General features: G+C 61.9%; 12 protein-coding genes. 5 read left to right on the top strand and 7 right to left on the bottom strand.

The features are described 5' to 3' along the window. Window positions 1–94 precede the first annotated feature (94 nt). The gene (locus P9875_RS19010; RefSeq protein WP_278316285.1) at window positions 95–847 is read left to right on the top strand and encodes a hypothetical protein; all 753 of its coding nucleotides are present in this window, start codon (window positions 95–97) and stop codon (window positions 845–847) included. 130 nt (window positions 848–977) lie between these two features. Here P9875_RS19010 and P9875_RS19005 read toward each other — a convergent pair whose 3' ends face one another. The 3 genes from P9875_RS19005 to P9875_RS18995 all read right to left on the bottom strand — a co-directional run bounded on the left by P9875_RS19005 (window position 978) and on the right by P9875_RS18995 (window position 5,955). Further along, complete coding sequence (locus P9875_RS19005) at window positions 978–3,251, bottom strand: TonB-dependent receptor (RefSeq protein ID WP_423221789.1); 2,274 nt, start codon at window positions 3,249–3,251, stop codon at window positions 978–980. A 432-nt stretch (window positions 3,252–3,683) separates the two neighbouring features. Next, window positions 3,684–5,414 carry a methyl-accepting chemotaxis protein gene (locus P9875_RS19000; protein ID WP_278316284.1) on the bottom strand — a complete coding sequence of 577 codons (1,731 nt, stop codon included), beginning with the start codon at window positions 5,412–5,414 and terminating at the stop codon, window positions 3,684–3,686. Window positions 5,415–5,742: 328 nt separating this feature from the next. Beyond that, window positions 5,743–5,955, bottom strand: coding sequence for a hypothetical protein (locus P9875_RS18995; protein ID WP_099403040.1), 213 nt, complete (start codon window positions 5,953–5,955; stop codon window positions 5,743–5,745). A 269-nt stretch (window positions 5,956–6,224) separates the two neighbouring features. Between P9875_RS18995 and P9875_RS18990 the strand changes: the two genes are divergently transcribed. Continuing rightward, window positions 6,225–7,562 carry a polysaccharide deacetylase family protein gene (locus tag P9875_RS18990; protein WP_278316283.1) on the top strand — a complete coding sequence of 446 codons (1,338 nt, stop codon included), beginning with the start codon at window positions 6,225–6,227 and terminating at the stop codon, window positions 7,560–7,562. A gap of 29 nt (window positions 7,563–7,591) precedes the next feature. Here the strand turns inward: P9875_RS18990 and P9875_RS18985 are convergent, their stop codons facing one another. Then, on the bottom strand, window positions 7,592–8,095 hold the full coding sequence (locus P9875_RS18985; protein ID WP_158300208.1) for a DUF2939 domain-containing protein: 504 nt from the start codon (window positions 8,093–8,095) through the stop codon (window positions 7,592–7,594). A 124-nt stretch (window positions 8,096–8,219) separates the two neighbouring features. After that, complete coding sequence (locus P9875_RS18980) at window positions 8,220–8,666, bottom strand: DUF2939 domain-containing protein (protein ID WP_278316282.1); 447 nt, start codon at window positions 8,664–8,666, stop codon at window positions 8,220–8,222. Window positions 8,667–8,778: 112 nt separating this feature from the next. On the opposite strand from P9875_RS18980, the gene P9875_RS18975 reads away from it, so the two are divergent. After that, window positions 8,779–9,618 (top strand): hypothetical protein, encoded by an 840-nt coding sequence (locus P9875_RS18975; RefSeq protein ID WP_278316281.1) that lies wholly within the window; start codon window positions 8,779–8,781, stop codon window positions 9,616–9,618. Window positions 9,619–9,633: 15 nt separating this feature from the next. Then, complete coding sequence (locus P9875_RS18970) at window positions 9,634–11,853, top strand: penicillin acylase family protein (RefSeq protein WP_278316280.1); 2,220 nt, start codon at window positions 9,634–9,636, stop codon at window positions 11,851–11,853. 103 nt (window positions 11,854–11,956) lie between these two features. Here P9875_RS18970 and P9875_RS18965 read toward each other — a convergent pair whose 3' ends face one another. Next, window positions 11,957–13,138: a trans-sulfuration enzyme family protein gene (locus P9875_RS18965; RefSeq protein ID WP_278316279.1), complete on the bottom strand. Its 1,182-nt coding sequence runs from the start codon at window positions 13,136–13,138 to the stop codon at window positions 11,957–11,959. Beyond that, entirely contained in the window at window positions 13,135–14,526 is a 1,392-nt protein-coding gene (locus P9875_RS18960; protein ID WP_423221788.1) for a pyridoxal-phosphate dependent enzyme, read from the bottom strand. Before P9875_RS18960 ends, P9875_RS18965 begins: the two co-directional genes overlap by 4 nt. A gap of 320 nt (window positions 14,527–14,846) precedes the next feature. Here P9875_RS18960 and P9875_RS18955 point away from each other — a divergent pair, with 320 nt between their 5' ends. Beyond that, the gene (locus P9875_RS18955; RefSeq protein ID WP_231772991.1) at window positions 14,847–15,365 is read left to right on the top strand and encodes a thymidine kinase; all 519 of its coding nucleotides are present in this window, start codon (window positions 14,847–14,849) and stop codon (window positions 15,363–15,365) included. Window positions 15,366–15,413 lie beyond the last annotated feature (48 nt).

The following is a 15,413-nucleotide window of genomic DNA, read 5'->3' as shown; positions in this document are numbered from 1 at the left end:
CGTCGATGCGTGCGTAGTCAGGCGCGCGCGGTTGTTGTTCATTTGCAGTCGTTTTTTGCTTGGCAATCTGTTATTAACTTAAAAGAGGAACACCATGGCACGTTCAGTAAAAGAATTGATTGAAAATACGCGTTCGGCACAGGCGAACAAGACTTTGCAGTCCTACCTCGACGGTGGTGGCAATTTCGTATATGGCACTGGCTACAATATGTACCAGCGCGGCAGCACGGTGAATGGCTTGATACAGTCGGGTACGATCTACATCGATGAAAGCGGCATCGCCGCCGCTGCCGCCAAGCGCGGCGTGCCGGTCGATCAGATCCTGACGGAAGTGTATATCCATGAATTGGGGCATTACGTGTATCGCCGCGACGACGCCGTGCCCGTCGCTCCCGAGGCGAAGGAAAACTGGTGCTATCAGCGCGAAGGGGAAGCGGCGGTATTTGGTTTTCAGGTTGCCATGGAAGCGTATCAGCAAGGTATTTCACTCAGCGTGGCAGGCACGAATTCCAATCCTGACCTGTATGCCACCATGCTGGCGATACATTACAGCCTGAGTATTTTTGATCCCAAGTCCAACCAGTATCTCGCCGCGATGATTGCGGCGGCGGGACGCGAGTTTGCCAAAGATCCGAAGTACAGCGAATACTGCAAAGCGCTTGCGAAAACTCAGCTGGGCGCTCCGCCGCCGTATCAGATTCCCGGTGCATATGGCGCAGGTGGCACCGGTGGCGGTGGCGGCGGTGGCGGTGGTGGTAGCGGAGGTGGCAGCGGCGGCGGCGGCCCCAATCCCGGCGGTACCGTCACCGTGCCCAAGAATCCCAATGTCGAGATGATCCTTGGCTAAGAGCCTGTGGCGGCGGAGGTATTCATCCGCCGCCACAGGCTCCAGGTAATGGCGTCGCCGCGCAAGAAAGCCGTCCGGTGAATGCCGGGCGGCTGTGTCATGCCAGGACGGCGCTACACGCTCAAAGCCATCAGAACGTCGCCTTGAACTGCACCCCATACGTGCGCGGTTCGTTGATGATGCCCGTCAGGTTGTCGAAATCGATCGCGCCCAGCGACTGGATCTGGTTGGTGATGTTGCGCCCGTACGCGGAGAGTTCATAGCGGTCCCATTTGTAGCCGACGCGCAAGCCGCCTTCCAGCAGTTCCTTGGCCTTGTATTCCTTCGCTTCATACAGGAAGAAGTTGTAGCTGGTGCGGTAGGCCCAGTCCGTGTAGGCGTAGAACTCGCCGTTGGCGAGGGGAATGCTGTATTTCAGGGTGAAGTTGGTTTGCCATTCCGGCGCGCGCGGCAGCGGGTTGCCGTCGATGTAGGCGGTGCCGCGGAAAGGGCCGACAGGGTCGGTGACGGTGCAGCCGCTGGCCGGGTTGTTCAGCGCGTTGCCGCAGCTTTGCACGAACAGCTTCTTGTCCTGGATTTCCGTGTGGTTATAGCTGCCGCCCAGGGTCATGCTGAGCGAATCGCTGAGGTTCGCCTGAAAATCGAGTTCCACGCCACTGCCCGTGGCCTTGTCGGCGTTGATCAGCTGGTTCATGTTGACGGCGCCGCTACCGGCCGTCAGTTGCTTATCCTTGACCCGGTACTGGAACACGGCCAGGCTCAGGCGCGCGCGCTTGTCGAACAGGTCCTGCTTGATGCCCGCCTCGACGGACAGGGCTTTCTCGGCGCCCGCGAACGAAGGGCGGTCGGCCAGGCCGTTCAGGCGTCCCTGCATCGAGGGTGCGCGGTAGCCGGTGGCGATGCGCGCGTAGGCGTTCGTTTCCGGCGTCAGCACATAGGTGCCGCTCAGGTCCCAGCTGATGTTGTGCGACGTGTCGTTCAGCTTGAAGGGGCCGGCCGTGGTCGCCTCTACCCGCTTGGCCGAGAAATCCTTCTTGTCGGTCGTGTAGCGCAGGCCGGCGCGCAGTTTCAGGGCGTCCGAGACCGTGTAGTTGAGCGAGCCGAAGGCCGCGTACGACTTCGAGCTCTGGTTTTGCGTGGCATAGAACGGGCTTTGCGGGTTGCCGGCCGCCAGGCTGTTGAAGCCGATGCTGTCGATCTGGATATCTTCCTTGAAGTAGAACAGGCCGCCTATCCATTGCAGCGGGCCGCGGGCAGACGATTCGGCGCGGAATTCCTGTGAAATCTGCTTGTGGTTGGGAATCACGTCGGCCGTTTCCACGACGAAGGGGATGAAGCCGGGCCCCATCGGTGGCGCATACACGGCGCCATAGCCGCCGTCGACGTCGGCGCGGCTGAAGAAATCGAGTTTTTCGTAGCCGGTGATCGAATGCAAAGTGACGCCGGGCAAGTCCCATTTCAGGCGCAGGCTGCCACCCTTGGTTTTCAGGTGCTGGCGGTTGATGCCGTCGGTCGGATAGTTATCGTAATCAAAGCCGTCGACCAGGTCGTTCGTGCCTTGTTTCAGGATATTCGCGCGGAACAAGGTGGCCGTGCCGTCGAGGTTGCGCGCATGCACATTGAACAGGGCCGTGAAATCGCGCGTAGGCTTGACCAGCACCTGCAGGCGGGCGGCGCTGTCTTCATAGCCTTCGAAGTCGCGCGTGCCGGTGGGGCGCGGGTTGTGCACGCGGTCGTCGCGGCGCTGCGTCTGGCCGGAAAAGCGCAGGGCGACCGTGTCGCTGACGGGCACGTTGAAAGCGCCTTCCAGGTTCTTCATGCCATCCTTGCCAAAGCCGCCGCTCAGGTAGCCTTCCGTCTTGAAGACGGGTTTGGCGGAATCGAACTTGATCACGCCGGCTGGCGAGTTGCGACCGAACAAGGTGCCTTGCGGGCCGCGCAGCACCTCGACCTGATCCACGTCAAACACGGGAAAACCTTTCAGCATGGCATTTTCCTGCACCACGTCATCCATCACCAGGCCCACCGGTTGCGAGGCGTTCAGGTCGAAGTCGGTATTGCCCAGGCCGCGAATGTAGAAGCGGGGAAAGGTGCGGCCATAATCCGATTCGACGGAGACGCTGGGCGAGCGGCTGTTGAGGAAGCGGACGTCGGCGCCGCCGGCCGTCAGGGTGTCGAGCTTGTCGCCTTTCAGGGTGGCGATGGACATCGGCACGTCCTTGATGTTTTCCGCGCGCCGCTGCGCCGTCACGATCACCGTTTCCAGCTGCCCAGGGCCGGCCTGCACCGCCGGGGCGGCAGGCGCCGGGACGCCGTCCTGCGCCATCGCCTGCAGGGGAAAGGCGGCAGTGATTGCCAGGGCAAGCAAGGTGTGGCGTAGGGTGCTGGAATGCGGTGTCATCATGAAACGGCTCCTGTCGGTCGAGGTTATTGGGGCACTGCCAGCTGGCGCTGGCCAGCTGGATGAAAAATTATGCTAGCACGGAAAGTTTTGCTATTCATGCCATTTCCCATTGACGACCATTCATATCCGTTTCGACTGAATACACGAATAAAATCGTATTTGTCGTCAATATCTGGTGGGTGCATAGTGGGGTGCCGGCAGGCTCGTGCGAGCGCAACAGCGGCCAGGCATGGCGGCAGTTTGTCCTGCGGGAATGCAAAAAGCGGGATGGTTTTTGCCGTGCTGTGCATGGCTGGACATTGAAAATACAACAGCTGCCGCGGTTTTTTTTCGAAACGGGCGTGTTGTTGCAGCGCTACAGGGGACGGCGCCGTTTGCGGCGATCCCCTGTGCGCGTAAAGCGGGGCATGCGGGGCCGCATGCCCGATCAGCTTAAAACTCTTCCCAATCGCCGGCCGTCACGGCTTCCGCTTGCGCCGTGCGGTGTTTTGCGGGCGTGGCCTGGCGCTTGACGGTGCTGCTGGCCGCCGCCGGTACCAGGCGCAGTGGCTTGCGGCTGGCGCGCGCTGGAGCATGGGCTGGCGCGGGCGCCGCCACATGGCTGTCGTGCGTCTTGAAGATGCTCACGGTTTGCACCAGGTGGCTGGCCTGGTCGCGCAGGGATTCGGCCGCCGCCGCCGCTTCTTCCACCAGCGACGCGTTTTGTTGCGTGACGCTATCCATCTGTGTCACCGCCTGATTGATCTGCTCGATCCCGGTGGACTGTTCCTGGCTGGCCACCGTGATTTCAGCGATGATGTTGCTGACGCGGGCGACACTGGCGACCACCTCGGACATCGTCGTGCCCGCTTGCGCCGCCAGCCTGGCGCCCGCATCGACGCGGCTCACGGAATCGTCGATCAGCGTCTTGATTTCCTTGGCCGCGCTGGCGCTGCGCTGGGCCAGGCCGCGCACTTCGGTGGCGACGACGGCAAAGCCGCGTCCCTGTTCGCCGGCACGCGCCGCTTCCACGGCGGCATTCAGGGCCAGGATATTGGTCTGGAAGGCGATGCCGTCGATGACGCTGATGATGTCGACAATCTTGCGCGACGATTCGCTGATCAGGTCCATGGTGCCCATCACTTGTCCCACCACGGCGCCGCCCTTGCTGGCGACGTCCGATGCGGTGGTGGCCAGTACATTGGCTTCACGGGCATTTTCCGCATTCTTGCGCACGGTGCTGGTGAGTTCTTCCATCGAGGAAGCGGTTTCTTCCAGCGAACTGGCTTGCTGTTCCGTGCGCAGCGACAGATCGCTATTGCCGGTGGAAATTTCCTCGGCGGCAAGGGCCACCGTGTTGGAATCCTGGCGCACGGACGACACTACCGTGGTCAGCGACGCCTGCATGCGCTGCAGCGCCGACAGCACGCTGACGCTATCGTGCGGTGCGACGCTGAGTTGGCCGGTCAGGTCGCCGGCGGCAAGCAGGCTGACGGCGTCGCACAACTGTTTCGGTTCGGCACCCAGCGCCTTGAGCAGGCTGCGCGTGATGAGCCAGCCCGCCAGGGCCGCCAGCACGATGGACAGCAGGCTGGCGCCGATGAGGATATTCCTGTTGAGAATGTAGTGCTCTTTGTCTTCCTGCAAGATGACGGCGGAGTGCTTGTCCGTCAGGGCGAAATACTCATCGCTGGCGGCGACCAGGGCGGCCAGCAGCGGGCGGCATTCCTCGTTCATCTTGACGATGGCTTGTTCGGTTTTCTTTTGCAGCGCCAGGTCGACGATGCCCAGCGCCACGGGGGCATAGCGCTTTTCGATGCTGTCGATCTTGCTGATGATGGCGCGCACCTCGTCCGATACCTCCGGCTGCTGTGCCAGCTGCAGCAGATGCTGCATGTTCCTGACGACATCGGCGTGTGCCTGCAAGACTTGTTTGCGTTCGATTTCCAGGTCTTCCGGCTTGGTGACGAGCACCAGGTTCCTGGCCGCCACGGCGCGCATGTCGATCGCGTCACGCACGCGGTGCGCCGTATTGGCGCGGGCCGTGATGCCGTTGACATACTGGTCAAAGCCGGCGTTGAAGGTGGAAAAACTCCGTACGGACAGGATCGAGATGCCGATGAGGAAAAAGACCAGCAGGCCGAAAGCCAGAGTGAGCTGGGTGCGTACGGTGAATTTATCCATGATGTCTCTCCCAAAAATACGTGTTGAAGATTAGAAAAGGGGGCGTGCGTGGGACGGGTGCAGGCGCTTGCCTGAGAGCGGGTGGTGCCCTACGCAGTGCTTCTCTATCCAGAGCACGGATTCGTGGTGTGAGGATGGTGCTACTTAAAAACCGATTTCAATAATTTATTTGTTTTATTTATTAAATTCATTGTTGCACAAAAAATTCAGCAGATCAATCAGATTTTGCGTGCCAAAAAACAACTTTTTGACGGGCAAGGTTTGTTCCCGTGCCGCCGGACCGGGCGCGGGAGAGCGTCCGGAGCCTGCAACTGCGCCGCCAGGGCTTTCAGATGGGAAATGCCCCCGCGCCCGACACATTCAGGCAGGCGACCTTGTCGCTGGAGAAATACTTGATTTGTCCCAGGCCGATGGCGTAGCAGCCGTCGCTGAGCGGAGAAATGGGGCCGGTGAGTTTTTCACCGCTGACCAGGGTCACGACCCAGGGCGTGGTGGCCGGTTTGCCCGCGTGGGTCAATGCGTGTTGTACCAGGTCCGACATGCTGCCTCCGATGGAAATCAAAGCTTGATGATAGCAGTGCCGCGCAGGCTTGGGCGATGCCGTGATGGCCTGGCGTGCGGGCAGCGGCAAGGCCGCCGTGGCAACCATGACTGGCCGGCATTAGTTATTTGCATAATGGCAATTAAGTGATATAGTTGACAAGCACTCCAGGCCCAGACGCCTGGCGAGGCAATGTTGATTGATCCCTTTCTGCCGTGCAGCGTTTGTTCCGACGGGCGCCGTGCGCAGTACTTTTTGAAAGCCGCATCATGTCCAGCCAGTACCACGACACACCGCCCCGCTTTTCCATGCCCCCGCCGCCGGTCACCAATACGCCGCTGGAATTCATGCCCACGCACGACCTGTCCTTCTGGGACAGCGACGTGTCGCCAGGCTGCACGGTGTCGCTCGATGCCGCCGTGTCGTTCCAGGACGGTTATCCATCCCTGCGCGTGGATTTGCCGGCTGGCTTGCCTGCCGGTACCGTCGTGCGGGTGGGCACCACGGGCGCCGAAGGCAAAGGCCAGCCGCGCATCCCCTTTGGCTGGGACTTGCGGCGCTTTTCCTTTGCCTTGCGCTCGACGAATGCCGCCATCATGCAGATCGGCGGCATGATTTACATGGGCGACAGCGCATGGACCAATTACTGGTATGGCGCCCTGAATGCCTCGCACTACGGCGGCTCGGCCGGCGCGGACACGGTGATGTTCGTCGACAACGAATGGTGGGTGCCCAAGTTGGACGTGCCGCTCGATTGCGAAGGCGTGCCGACGGCAGCGACCATGTCGCGCGGCAAATTTACGGTGCAGCTGTCGGCGGCCACCACGCAGCCGGAAACGATCTGGCTGGGCATGTTTGCGGCATTGCCCAAGCGCAAATTGCCCACCGTGATCCTGTCCTTTGACGATGGTTTTGCTGCGTGGGATACGTATCTGATGGAGCGGCTGAAGTATTATGGCTTGCCTGCCTCGTTTGCCATGGTCACGTCCTTGCTGGGCACGCCTGATTACATGTCGGCCGAACGCATGAAGGCGCGTTTCGACGACCCGTCGCGCCTGTTCGACTTCATCCTGCACCAGAGCGTGCACGACAATGTCGTGGTGCAGGGTTCCGCCAATTATGTGACGGCGCTGCAGGTGGGCCGTGACCAGATGCGCGCGGCCGGCATCAGCGGCGACGGCCCCTCGCACCATGCCTGGGTCGAATCGCTGTGGACCAATACGGCCATCGACGCCATGCGCGCGGCCGGCTTCCTGTCGGCCCGCGCCGCCGGCTATACGCCGGAGAGCGGCTTTGACCAAGTATTTTTCAGCGGCAAGGACAAGGCCGCATTCATCCTGAACACAGCTTCCGTGAGCCTGACGAACGATGTCACCTTTGCGCAAGTGCAAGCGGCCATCGAGGAGGCGGCGGGCAATGACAGTGTTGTATTTATCAACGGCCACGATATCGTCCGGACGCCCGAGTCGACGTACCAGACATCCTATGCCGTCATCGATGAATTGCTGGCATGGCTGGCGGGGCAAGTGGCTGCCGGGGCGCTGCAAGTGGTGTCGCATAGCCGCTGGTTTGCCGATACGACGGGCAGGGTGACGGACCGTCGCTGATCGCTGCGGAAGAAGGCTGCGCCGGCGCTTTACGCGTCGGCCAGCAAGTTCTTCGGCAGGGCCACCGATACCAGTTTCCAGCGCCACAGGCCGTCGCGTGTCAGGGTCAGTTCGCCGATATGGCTTTTGCTGTGGGCGCGCTGCACCACGACGCTGTCCCAGGAGGTGTAGCGCAGTTTGTAGTCGGGCTTGGTGTTGCGCTTGCGGCCGCTGATGTCGCTGACCTTGGCGATCGGCTTTTCGTAGCGGTCATTGAGCTTCATCAAGGCGACGATGCCCTCTGGCATCAGCATGGTATCGAGCAAGGGGTCAATGACGTCGGGGCTGATGTCGTCGGCCACTTCGGGCGCCGAGAACAGGGTGTGCAGTTGTTGCCCCAGGCTGCCGCGCAGCTGGGGCAGGTCGATATGCGCAGCCAGGGCCTGGCTATCCTCGTCCATGGTCGCCGCGCGGATCTCGTTCATGGTGAAATACGGGCTGCCATAGAAGACGCCGGCCAGCGCGACCAGTGCCACTACAGCGAGAAGCATCATTCTTTTCATCGTGCAATCTCTCGGATGCCTGGCGATCCGTGCGCCTGAAGTGTTGGCATTCTACATAATATTTCCAAAAGTCAACATAGTGGTTTAGGTAAGTGTTGTTTTAGATCAAGTTTCGTCAGAGTAATTCTGGCGGCAAGGTAATGTCCGTCAGTTTCCAGTCCCAGATGCCATGGCGGCGCAGCAAAAACTGGCTGGCGGCGGGGCCGGCGCCGCTGCGCCGCAGCACCACTTCATTCCACGAGCGGTACGCCATGCCGAAGTCGTGGCGCTTGCCGTCCGCCCCCTGCTTGCCGTGCAGAATCAATACCGTGATGCCGGGCGGCGAGACGATGGTGTCGAGCATTTCCTTGAAATCGTCTTCGCTGGCCGTTTCGCCGGCCTCCCGCAACTGGCGCGCCACGCTGGCACGCACGGCGGGCAGGTCCGCCTGCTGCGCCAGGGTTTCCAGGCGCACGGATTTCGCCGCGATGCTGATGCGGTACATGGCGATATAAGGGCTGACCCAGGTGAAGCCGATGGCGGCAACGCTAAAAATGATCGCGGTGGCGTACTTTCTTTTCATGGTCCGTGTTTTTGTATGAGCTGTGCCGCCGTGATTTTACCCGGCCAGCGGTGCCGGATGGTGTAGCATTCGTGCCGGCGCGGACCATCGCGCCGCAATATTGAGGACAACCATGAATATCACTATCAATCAGGTGCTGCAGTCGTATATCGACCCGCTCACCGCCAGCGAGTACGCGGCGCTCGAGCGCAGCCTGCTGGCCGAAGGCTGCCGCGATGCGCTGGTGCTGTGGAACGACGTGCTGATCGACGGGCATAACCGCTACGCCATCTGCCGCCAGCACGGCATCGAATTCAAGACCATCCAGAACACCAGCTTTACCTCGCTCGACGACGTCATGCTGTGGATGATCGACAATCACCTAGCGCGCCGCAGCGTGTCGGACTTCCAGCGCGGCGTGCTGGCACTGCGCAAGAAGGAAATCGTCGCCGCGCGCAGCCCGGCACCCGTCAGTGCCCAGGATGCGCCGGAAGGCGAAAACGCGCCGAAGCCACCCATGAGCACGCGCGAAGAGGTGGCCAAGGCGGCGCGGTTGAGCAGCAACCAGATCAGCCAGATCGAGAAAATCCAGAAAGCGGCGTCGCCGGAACTGGTGGAAGCCGTCCGTTCGGGCACGATTTCCATCAACGCGGCTGCCACCGTGGCGTCCCTGCCGCCGGAAGAGCAGGTGGCGGCCGTCGCCGGTGGCAAAAAATTGCTGCGCCAGGCGGCCAAGGAAATCCGCGAACAGCGCGCCGCCACGCGCACGCCGCGCGAGCCGAAGGCACCCCACGTGTCGCAGGACACGCCGGAGACGGGCAACGAGCCGTGGGCGGACAACGCGGCCCAGGCGCCATCCGAAGCGGAGCGCCTGCGCGGCGAGATCGCCAGCCTGAAACAGCGGGTGGCGCAGCTGCAGGCGGAAAACGCGGAACTCAACCAGCGGATTGCAACCCTCATCGACGCATCCTGATTAGTGGAGTAGTGCATGCCAGCTCGCCGTGCCCTGTTAGCCGCCATCGCCTGCGGCGCCGTTGCCGTTACCCCGGTGCTGGCCGCGCCCGCCGTTTCTGTCACGGACATGGCCCGCTGGCAGGCGCAGGCGACTAATGTCAGCATCGCGCGCGATACCTGGGGCGTGCCCCACGTGACGGGCAAGACGGATGCCGATGCCGTCTTTGGCCTGATGTATGCGCAGGCCGAAGACGATTTCCCGCGCGTGGAACTCAATTACATCAACGCCATGGGGCGTCTGGCGGAAGTGGAGGGCGAGCGGGAGCTGTACCGCGACCTGCGCATGAAGCTTTTCATCGACCCGCTTGCGCTGCAAGCGCAGTACGGCGCCAGCCCGCCGTGGCTGCGCAAATTGATGGATGCGTTTGCCGATGGCCTGAATTTTTACCTGGCCACGCATCCGCACGTCAAACCAAAGCTGATCACGCATTTCGAGCCGTGGATGGCCCTGAGCTTCAGCGAGGGCAGCATCGGTGGCGATATCGAATCGATCAATCTGGCGCAGCTCGAAGCGTTTTATGGCCAACAGGCCAGGCCGGCCGCCGTGGCGCTAGCCAGCGTGGAAACCGGGTTGGCGTCTGGACTGGAGCCAGAGCCGAGTGGCTCGAACGGCTTCGCCATCGCGCCCGCCATCACGAAAAATGGCCATGCGCTCTTGATGATCAACCCGCATACCTCGTTCTACTTCCGCCCTGAAGTGCAGGTCACCAGCGGCGAAGGCCTGAACGCGTATGGCGCCGTGACCTGGGGCCAGTTTTTCGTCTATCAGGGTTTTAACGAGCGCCTGGGCTGGATGCATACCTCGGGCGGCGGCGACGTTATCGACGAATACCTGGAAAGCATCGTCGACAAGGACGGCGCCTGGTTCTACCGCTATGACGGCGGCCTGCGCCCCTTGAAAGCCGTGCCGATGATCTTGCCCTACAAACTGGCCGATGGCGGCATGGGCTCGAAAACCATCACCGTCTATTACAGCCATCACGGCCCCGTCGTGCGCGCGCAGGACGGTAGATGGGTGGCCGTGCGCCTGATGAACGAACCGTTGAAGGCGTTGACGCAATCGTACACGCGCACCAAGGCGCGCGATTACGCGGCGTTTTACAAGACCATGGAACTGCGCACGAATTCGTCGAACAATACCGTGTACGCGGATGCGGACGGCAATATCGCCTACTTTCACGGCAATTTCATCCCCGTGCGCGACCCGCGTTTCAACTGGAAGCAGCCCGTCGACGGCAGCGACCCGGCCACGGAATGGAAAGGGCTGCACACGGTGGCGCAGACCATCACCCTGTTCAATCCGAAAAATGGCTGGATACAGAACACCAACAACTGGCCGTATTCGGCGGCCGGCGCCAACAGCCCGCGCCAGGGCGATTACCCCGCCTACATGTCCGTGTACGGCGAAAACGCGCGCGGCCTGCATGCCGTCAAGGTTTTCCAGAACAGGACGGGTTTTACCCTCGATAGCCTGATCGCCGCTTCCTACGACAGCGAACTGACGGCGTTCGAAGCGCTGCTGCCGCCGCTGTTTTCCGCATACGATGCACTGCCGGAGAACGCTGCGCAAAAGCTGGCGCTGGCCGACAAGGTGGCCTTGCTGCGAACCTGGGACTGGCGCTATGCGCTGACGTCCACCGCCACCTCGCTGGCCGTGTTCTGGGGCCAGGAGCTGGCCGAACTGACAGGGAAACAGGCGCGCGAACAGGGCGTGCCCGTGGTCGATTTTCTGGCGACGGACAAGGTCACGGCGGACCAGCGGCTGGCGGCTCTGGCGACGGCGGCGGATAAACTACAGCGCGATTTCGGCAACTGGCAAACACCGTGGGGCGAGATCAACCGCTTCCAGCGCCTGACGGGCGACGTGGTGCAGCCGTTTGACGATGCGCAAGCCAGCTTGCCTGTGCCTTACGCGTCGGGCAACTGGGGCGCGCTGGCCGCGTATGGCCAGAGCAGCAAGAGCACGACGCGACGGATCTATGGCGAGCGCGGTAACAGCTTTGTCGCGGCCGTGGAATTTGGCCCCCGCATCAAGGCGAAAAGTATTCTTGCCGGCGGCCAGAGTGGCGACCCGAAGTCGCCCCACTTCAAGGACCAGGCGGCCATGTATGCACGCGGTGAGTTCAAGGACGTGCTGTTTTATCCCGAGGACGTGGCCAGGCACCTGGAACGCAGGTATCGACCGGGGGAGTGAGGTTTGTGGTGTGTCGGATTACGCCCTTGCGGGCTAATCCGACCTACCGCCCTCGGCATACCGTAGGTCGGATTAGCGCAGCGTAATCCGACAAATCACCCCCTCAAATCGCATCAAGCGCCGTGCGCAAATCATGCCGCAAATCCTCGATATCCTCGATCCCCACCGACAGCCGGATCAAGCCATCGCCGATGCCCAGCTTGGCCCGCTGTTCGGCCGGGATGCTGGCATGCGTCATCAGGGCCGGGTGCTCGATCAGGCTTTCCACGCCGCCCAGGCTTTCGGCCAGGGCGAATACTTCGCAGCGTTCCAGGAAGCGGCGCGCGCCGGCCAGGTCCGTATCGAGGTCGATCGAGATGATGCCGCCGAAACCATCCATCTGGCGCTGTGCCAGCGCGTGCTGCGGGTGCGAGGCCAGGCCCGGATAGAAGACTTTTTTCACTTCCTTTTGCTGCTCCAGCCACTGCGCCAGCGCCAGGGCGCTTTCGCAATGGCGCTGCATGCGGATGGCCAGGGTTTTCACGCCGCGCAAGGCTAAAAAGCTGTCGAACGGGCCGGCAATCGCGCCCACCGAGTTTTGCAAAAAGCCCAGCTGCTCGCGCCATTCGGCCTGGCGTTCTTCCGCGCCCACGATGGCGATGCCGCCGATGATGTCCGAGTGGCCGTTCAAGTACTTGGTGGTCGAATGGACGACGATATCGAAGCCGTGTTCGAGCGGGCGCTGCACCAGCGGGCTGGCAAACGTGTTGTCGGCCACGGCGATGATGCCGCGTGCGCGGCAGATGTCGGCGATCGCGCGCAAGTCCGCCAGTTTCAGCATGGGGTTGGTGGGCGTTTCCACCCACACCATCTTTGTTTCCGGGCGCAGCGCGGCCAGCAGATTCTCGGGATTGGTCAAATCCACATACGTGAATTCGTGGCCGGCCGAGCGGCGGCGCACGCGCTCGAATAAGCGGTAGGTGCCGCCGTACATGTCGTCGCCGGCGACGATATGGCTGCCCGCATCGAGCAATTCCAGCACGGACGAGATGGCTGCCAGGCCCGAGGCAAACGCGAAGGCCGCGCTACCGCCTTCCAGGTCGGCCACGCAGCGTTCGAGCGCCCAGCGCGTGGGATTGTGCGAGCGGCCATAGTCCAGGCCCTTGTGCACGCCGGGGCTGTCCTGCACGAAGGTGGAGGTGGCGTAAATGGGCGGCATGATGGCGCCCGTCGACGGGTCGGGCGACTGGCCGGCGTGGATGACACGCGTGGCGAGATGGCTCTTGCGGGTGGTTTTCTGGCTCAAGATAGTGTCCTGCGTAAGTGGTTGAGAAGGTCGAAGCGGGTGATCAGGCCGTAGAAGGCGGCATCGTCGGCGACGACGGCCGTCAAGCCCCGGTCCAGGGTGGCGCGCAGGGCGGACAAGCCGCTGGACGGCGCCAGGGTTTCGATCTGCGTCGTCATCGTGGCGCCCACCAGACCGGCGAAATGCGCGGCGTCGCCCGAGACGTGCAGCAGCAAGTCTGATTCGTCGAGAATGCCGACCAGTTGGCCGCCGTCGATGACGGGCAGCTGGGCCAGGTCGCTGGCACGCATGCGGTTGAAGGCCGTGAGCAGGGTGTCGCCAGGCGCCACGCTGACGACGTCGCCCTCGTCATAGCGGCGTCCGATCAGGTCGCGCAAGTCGCCCGACACGGCCCGTTGCAACAGGCCCTGGTCGCGCATCCAGCCGTCGTTGTAGACTTTGGATAGATAGCGCGTGCCCGTGTCGCAGACAAAGGTGACAACGCGCTTTGGCGTCGTCTGTTCGCGGCAGTATTTGAGGGCGGCCGCCAGCAGGGTGCCGGTGGACGAACCACCTAAAATGCCTTCGGCAAGCAGCAAGGCGCGCGCGGAATCAAAACTTTCCTGGTCCGTGATGGTGTAGGCTTTTTTCACGCTGTCCATGTCGGCGATCGACGGGATAAAATCTTCGCCGATGCCTTCCACGGCCCACGAGCCGCTCGTGTCCGACACTTTGCCCGTGTCGATGTATTCGGTGAGAATCGAGCCTTGCGGGTCGGCCAGCACGAATTCCAGCTTCGGCTGCGCCTTGCGGAAGTAGCGCGTCAGGCCCGTCAGGGTGCCGGACGAGCCGACGCCGACGACGATGGCGTCCACGTCATGGCCGCTCTGCTCCCAGATTTCAGGGGCCGTTGTCGTTTCGTGGGCCAGCGGATTGGCGGGATTGTTGAACTGGTCGGCAAAGAAGGCACCCGGCAGTTCGCGCGCCAGGCGCGCCGCGTAATCCTGGTAGTACTCAGGATGGCCCTTGCCCACGTCCGAGCGCGTGGTGTGCACTTCGGCGCCCAGGGCTTTCAGGTGCAGCACTTTTTCCGTCGACATCTTGTCTGGTACGACGAGGATGACGCGGTAGCCCTTGATGCGGCCAACCAGGGCCAGGCCGATGCCGGTATTGCCGGCCGTCGCCTCGACGATGGTGCCGCCCGGCTGCAAGCTGCCGTCGGCTTCGGCCGCTTCGATGATGGACAGGCCGATGCGGTCCTTGATGGAACCGCCGGGATTTTGTGATTCCAGTTTCAGGAACAGCTGGCATAGGCCCGTGTCGAGCCTGGTCACTTCGACCAGCGGGGTATTGCCGATCAGCTTGTATAGCGCTGGCGGCTGGGGTGGGGATGGCATTCGATCATTCATGGTGGCTCCTGTCAGAGAAACAACGGCTCCGGATTGTGTCCCGAGCCGCCTTCCGTGCCGCGCAGTGTAGGCGGGTGGGCGAGTGCGGCGAACGAATGTTTATATGCTTGCATATGCGCCGTTCGCATATCGGCTGCAAGGTTCGCGATGCGAGTATGCGCCGTTTTTAGCCCGCTTGCCGCGCCAATGGCACGACTATTAAGCTGCCGCAAGCGCGCCATTGCGATTTATAATCACGCCTCGAAAAGATACTAAATAGTATTGAAATTACTCAGACAGGGCAGGCGGCAGTGGCAAAACTTTATTTCCGGTATTCCGCGATGAACGCGGGCAAGTCGACGGCCTTGTTGCAGGTCGCGCACAACTATGAAGAGCAGGGCCAACAGGTACGCCTGTACACGGCCGCCATCGACAGCCGCTACGGCGTAGGACGTGTCACGTCGCGCCTGGGCCCGCAGCGCCAGGTCGATATCTTCCATGCCGACACGAATTTCCTCAATGACATTCCGCAAGTGGCCTGTTTGCTGGTGGACGAAGCGCAATTTCTCAGCACGGCCCAGGTGCAGCAACTGCACCAGCTGGCGCAAGTGAAGGGCGTGCCCGTCATCTGCTACGGCTTGCGCACGGATTTCAAGGGCGAACCGTTCCCCGGCTCGGCCTACCTGCTGGCGCTGGCCGACGATATCGAAGAATTGAAGAATATTTGCACTTGCGGCAAGAAAGCCACGATGAACATCCGCGTGGATGAACAGGGCCGCCGCATCAAGGAAGGTGAACAGATCAGCATAGGCGGCAACGAGAGTTACCGCCAGGCTTGCGGGCGCTGTTTTTATGCATGATTAGTCATGCGGCTTATATCTGCGATAGCATGCAGGCGCCCATTTCCT

Source organism: Janthinobacterium rivuli (assembly GCF_029690045.1).
Classification (GTDB): Bacteria; Pseudomonadota; Gammaproteobacteria; order Burkholderiales; family Burkholderiaceae_D; genus Janthinobacterium; species Janthinobacterium rivuli.
Note: the sequence above shows the minus strand (reverse complement) of the source record. Positions and strands in the feature narration are given on the sequence as shown.

Coding starts and splice junctions, on each gene's coding strand:
- P9875_RS18955 (WP_231772991.1), top strand. CDS start 14,847: ATGAACGCGGGCAAGTCGACGGCCTTGTTGCAGGTCGCGCACAACTAT.
- P9875_RS18970 (WP_278316280.1), top strand. CDS start 9,634: ATGCCAGCTCGCCGTGCCCTGTTAGCCGCCATCGCCTGCGGCGCCGTT.
- P9875_RS18975 (WP_278316281.1), top strand. CDS start 8,779: ATGAATATCACTATCAATCAGGTGCTGCAGTCGTATATCGACCCGCTC.
- P9875_RS18960 (WP_423221788.1), bottom strand. CDS start 14,526: ATGAATGATCGAATGCCATCCCCACCCCAGCCGCCAGCGCTATACAAG.
- P9875_RS19010 (WP_278316285.1), top strand. CDS start 95: ATGGCACGTTCAGTAAAAGAATTGATTGAAAATACGCGTTCGGCACAG.
- P9875_RS19000 (WP_278316284.1), bottom strand. CDS start 5,414: ATGGATAAATTCACCGTACGCACCCAGCTCACTCTGGCTTTCGGCCTG.
- P9875_RS18980 (WP_278316282.1), bottom strand. CDS start 8,666: ATGAAAAGAAAGTACGCCACCGCGATCATTTTTAGCGTTGCCGCCATC.
- P9875_RS18990 (WP_278316283.1), top strand. CDS start 6,225: ATGTCCAGCCAGTACCACGACACACCGCCCCGCTTTTCCATGCCCCCG.
- P9875_RS18995 (WP_099403040.1), bottom strand. CDS start 5,955: ATGTCGGACCTGGTACAACACGCATTGACCCACGCGGGCAAACCGGCC.
- P9875_RS18985 (WP_158300208.1), bottom strand. CDS start 8,095: ATGATGCTTCTCGCTGTAGTGGCACTGGTCGCGCTGGCCGGCGTCTTC.
- P9875_RS19005 (WP_423221789.1), bottom strand. CDS start 3,251: ATGATGACACCGCATTCCAGCACCCTACGCCACACCTTGCTTGCCCTG.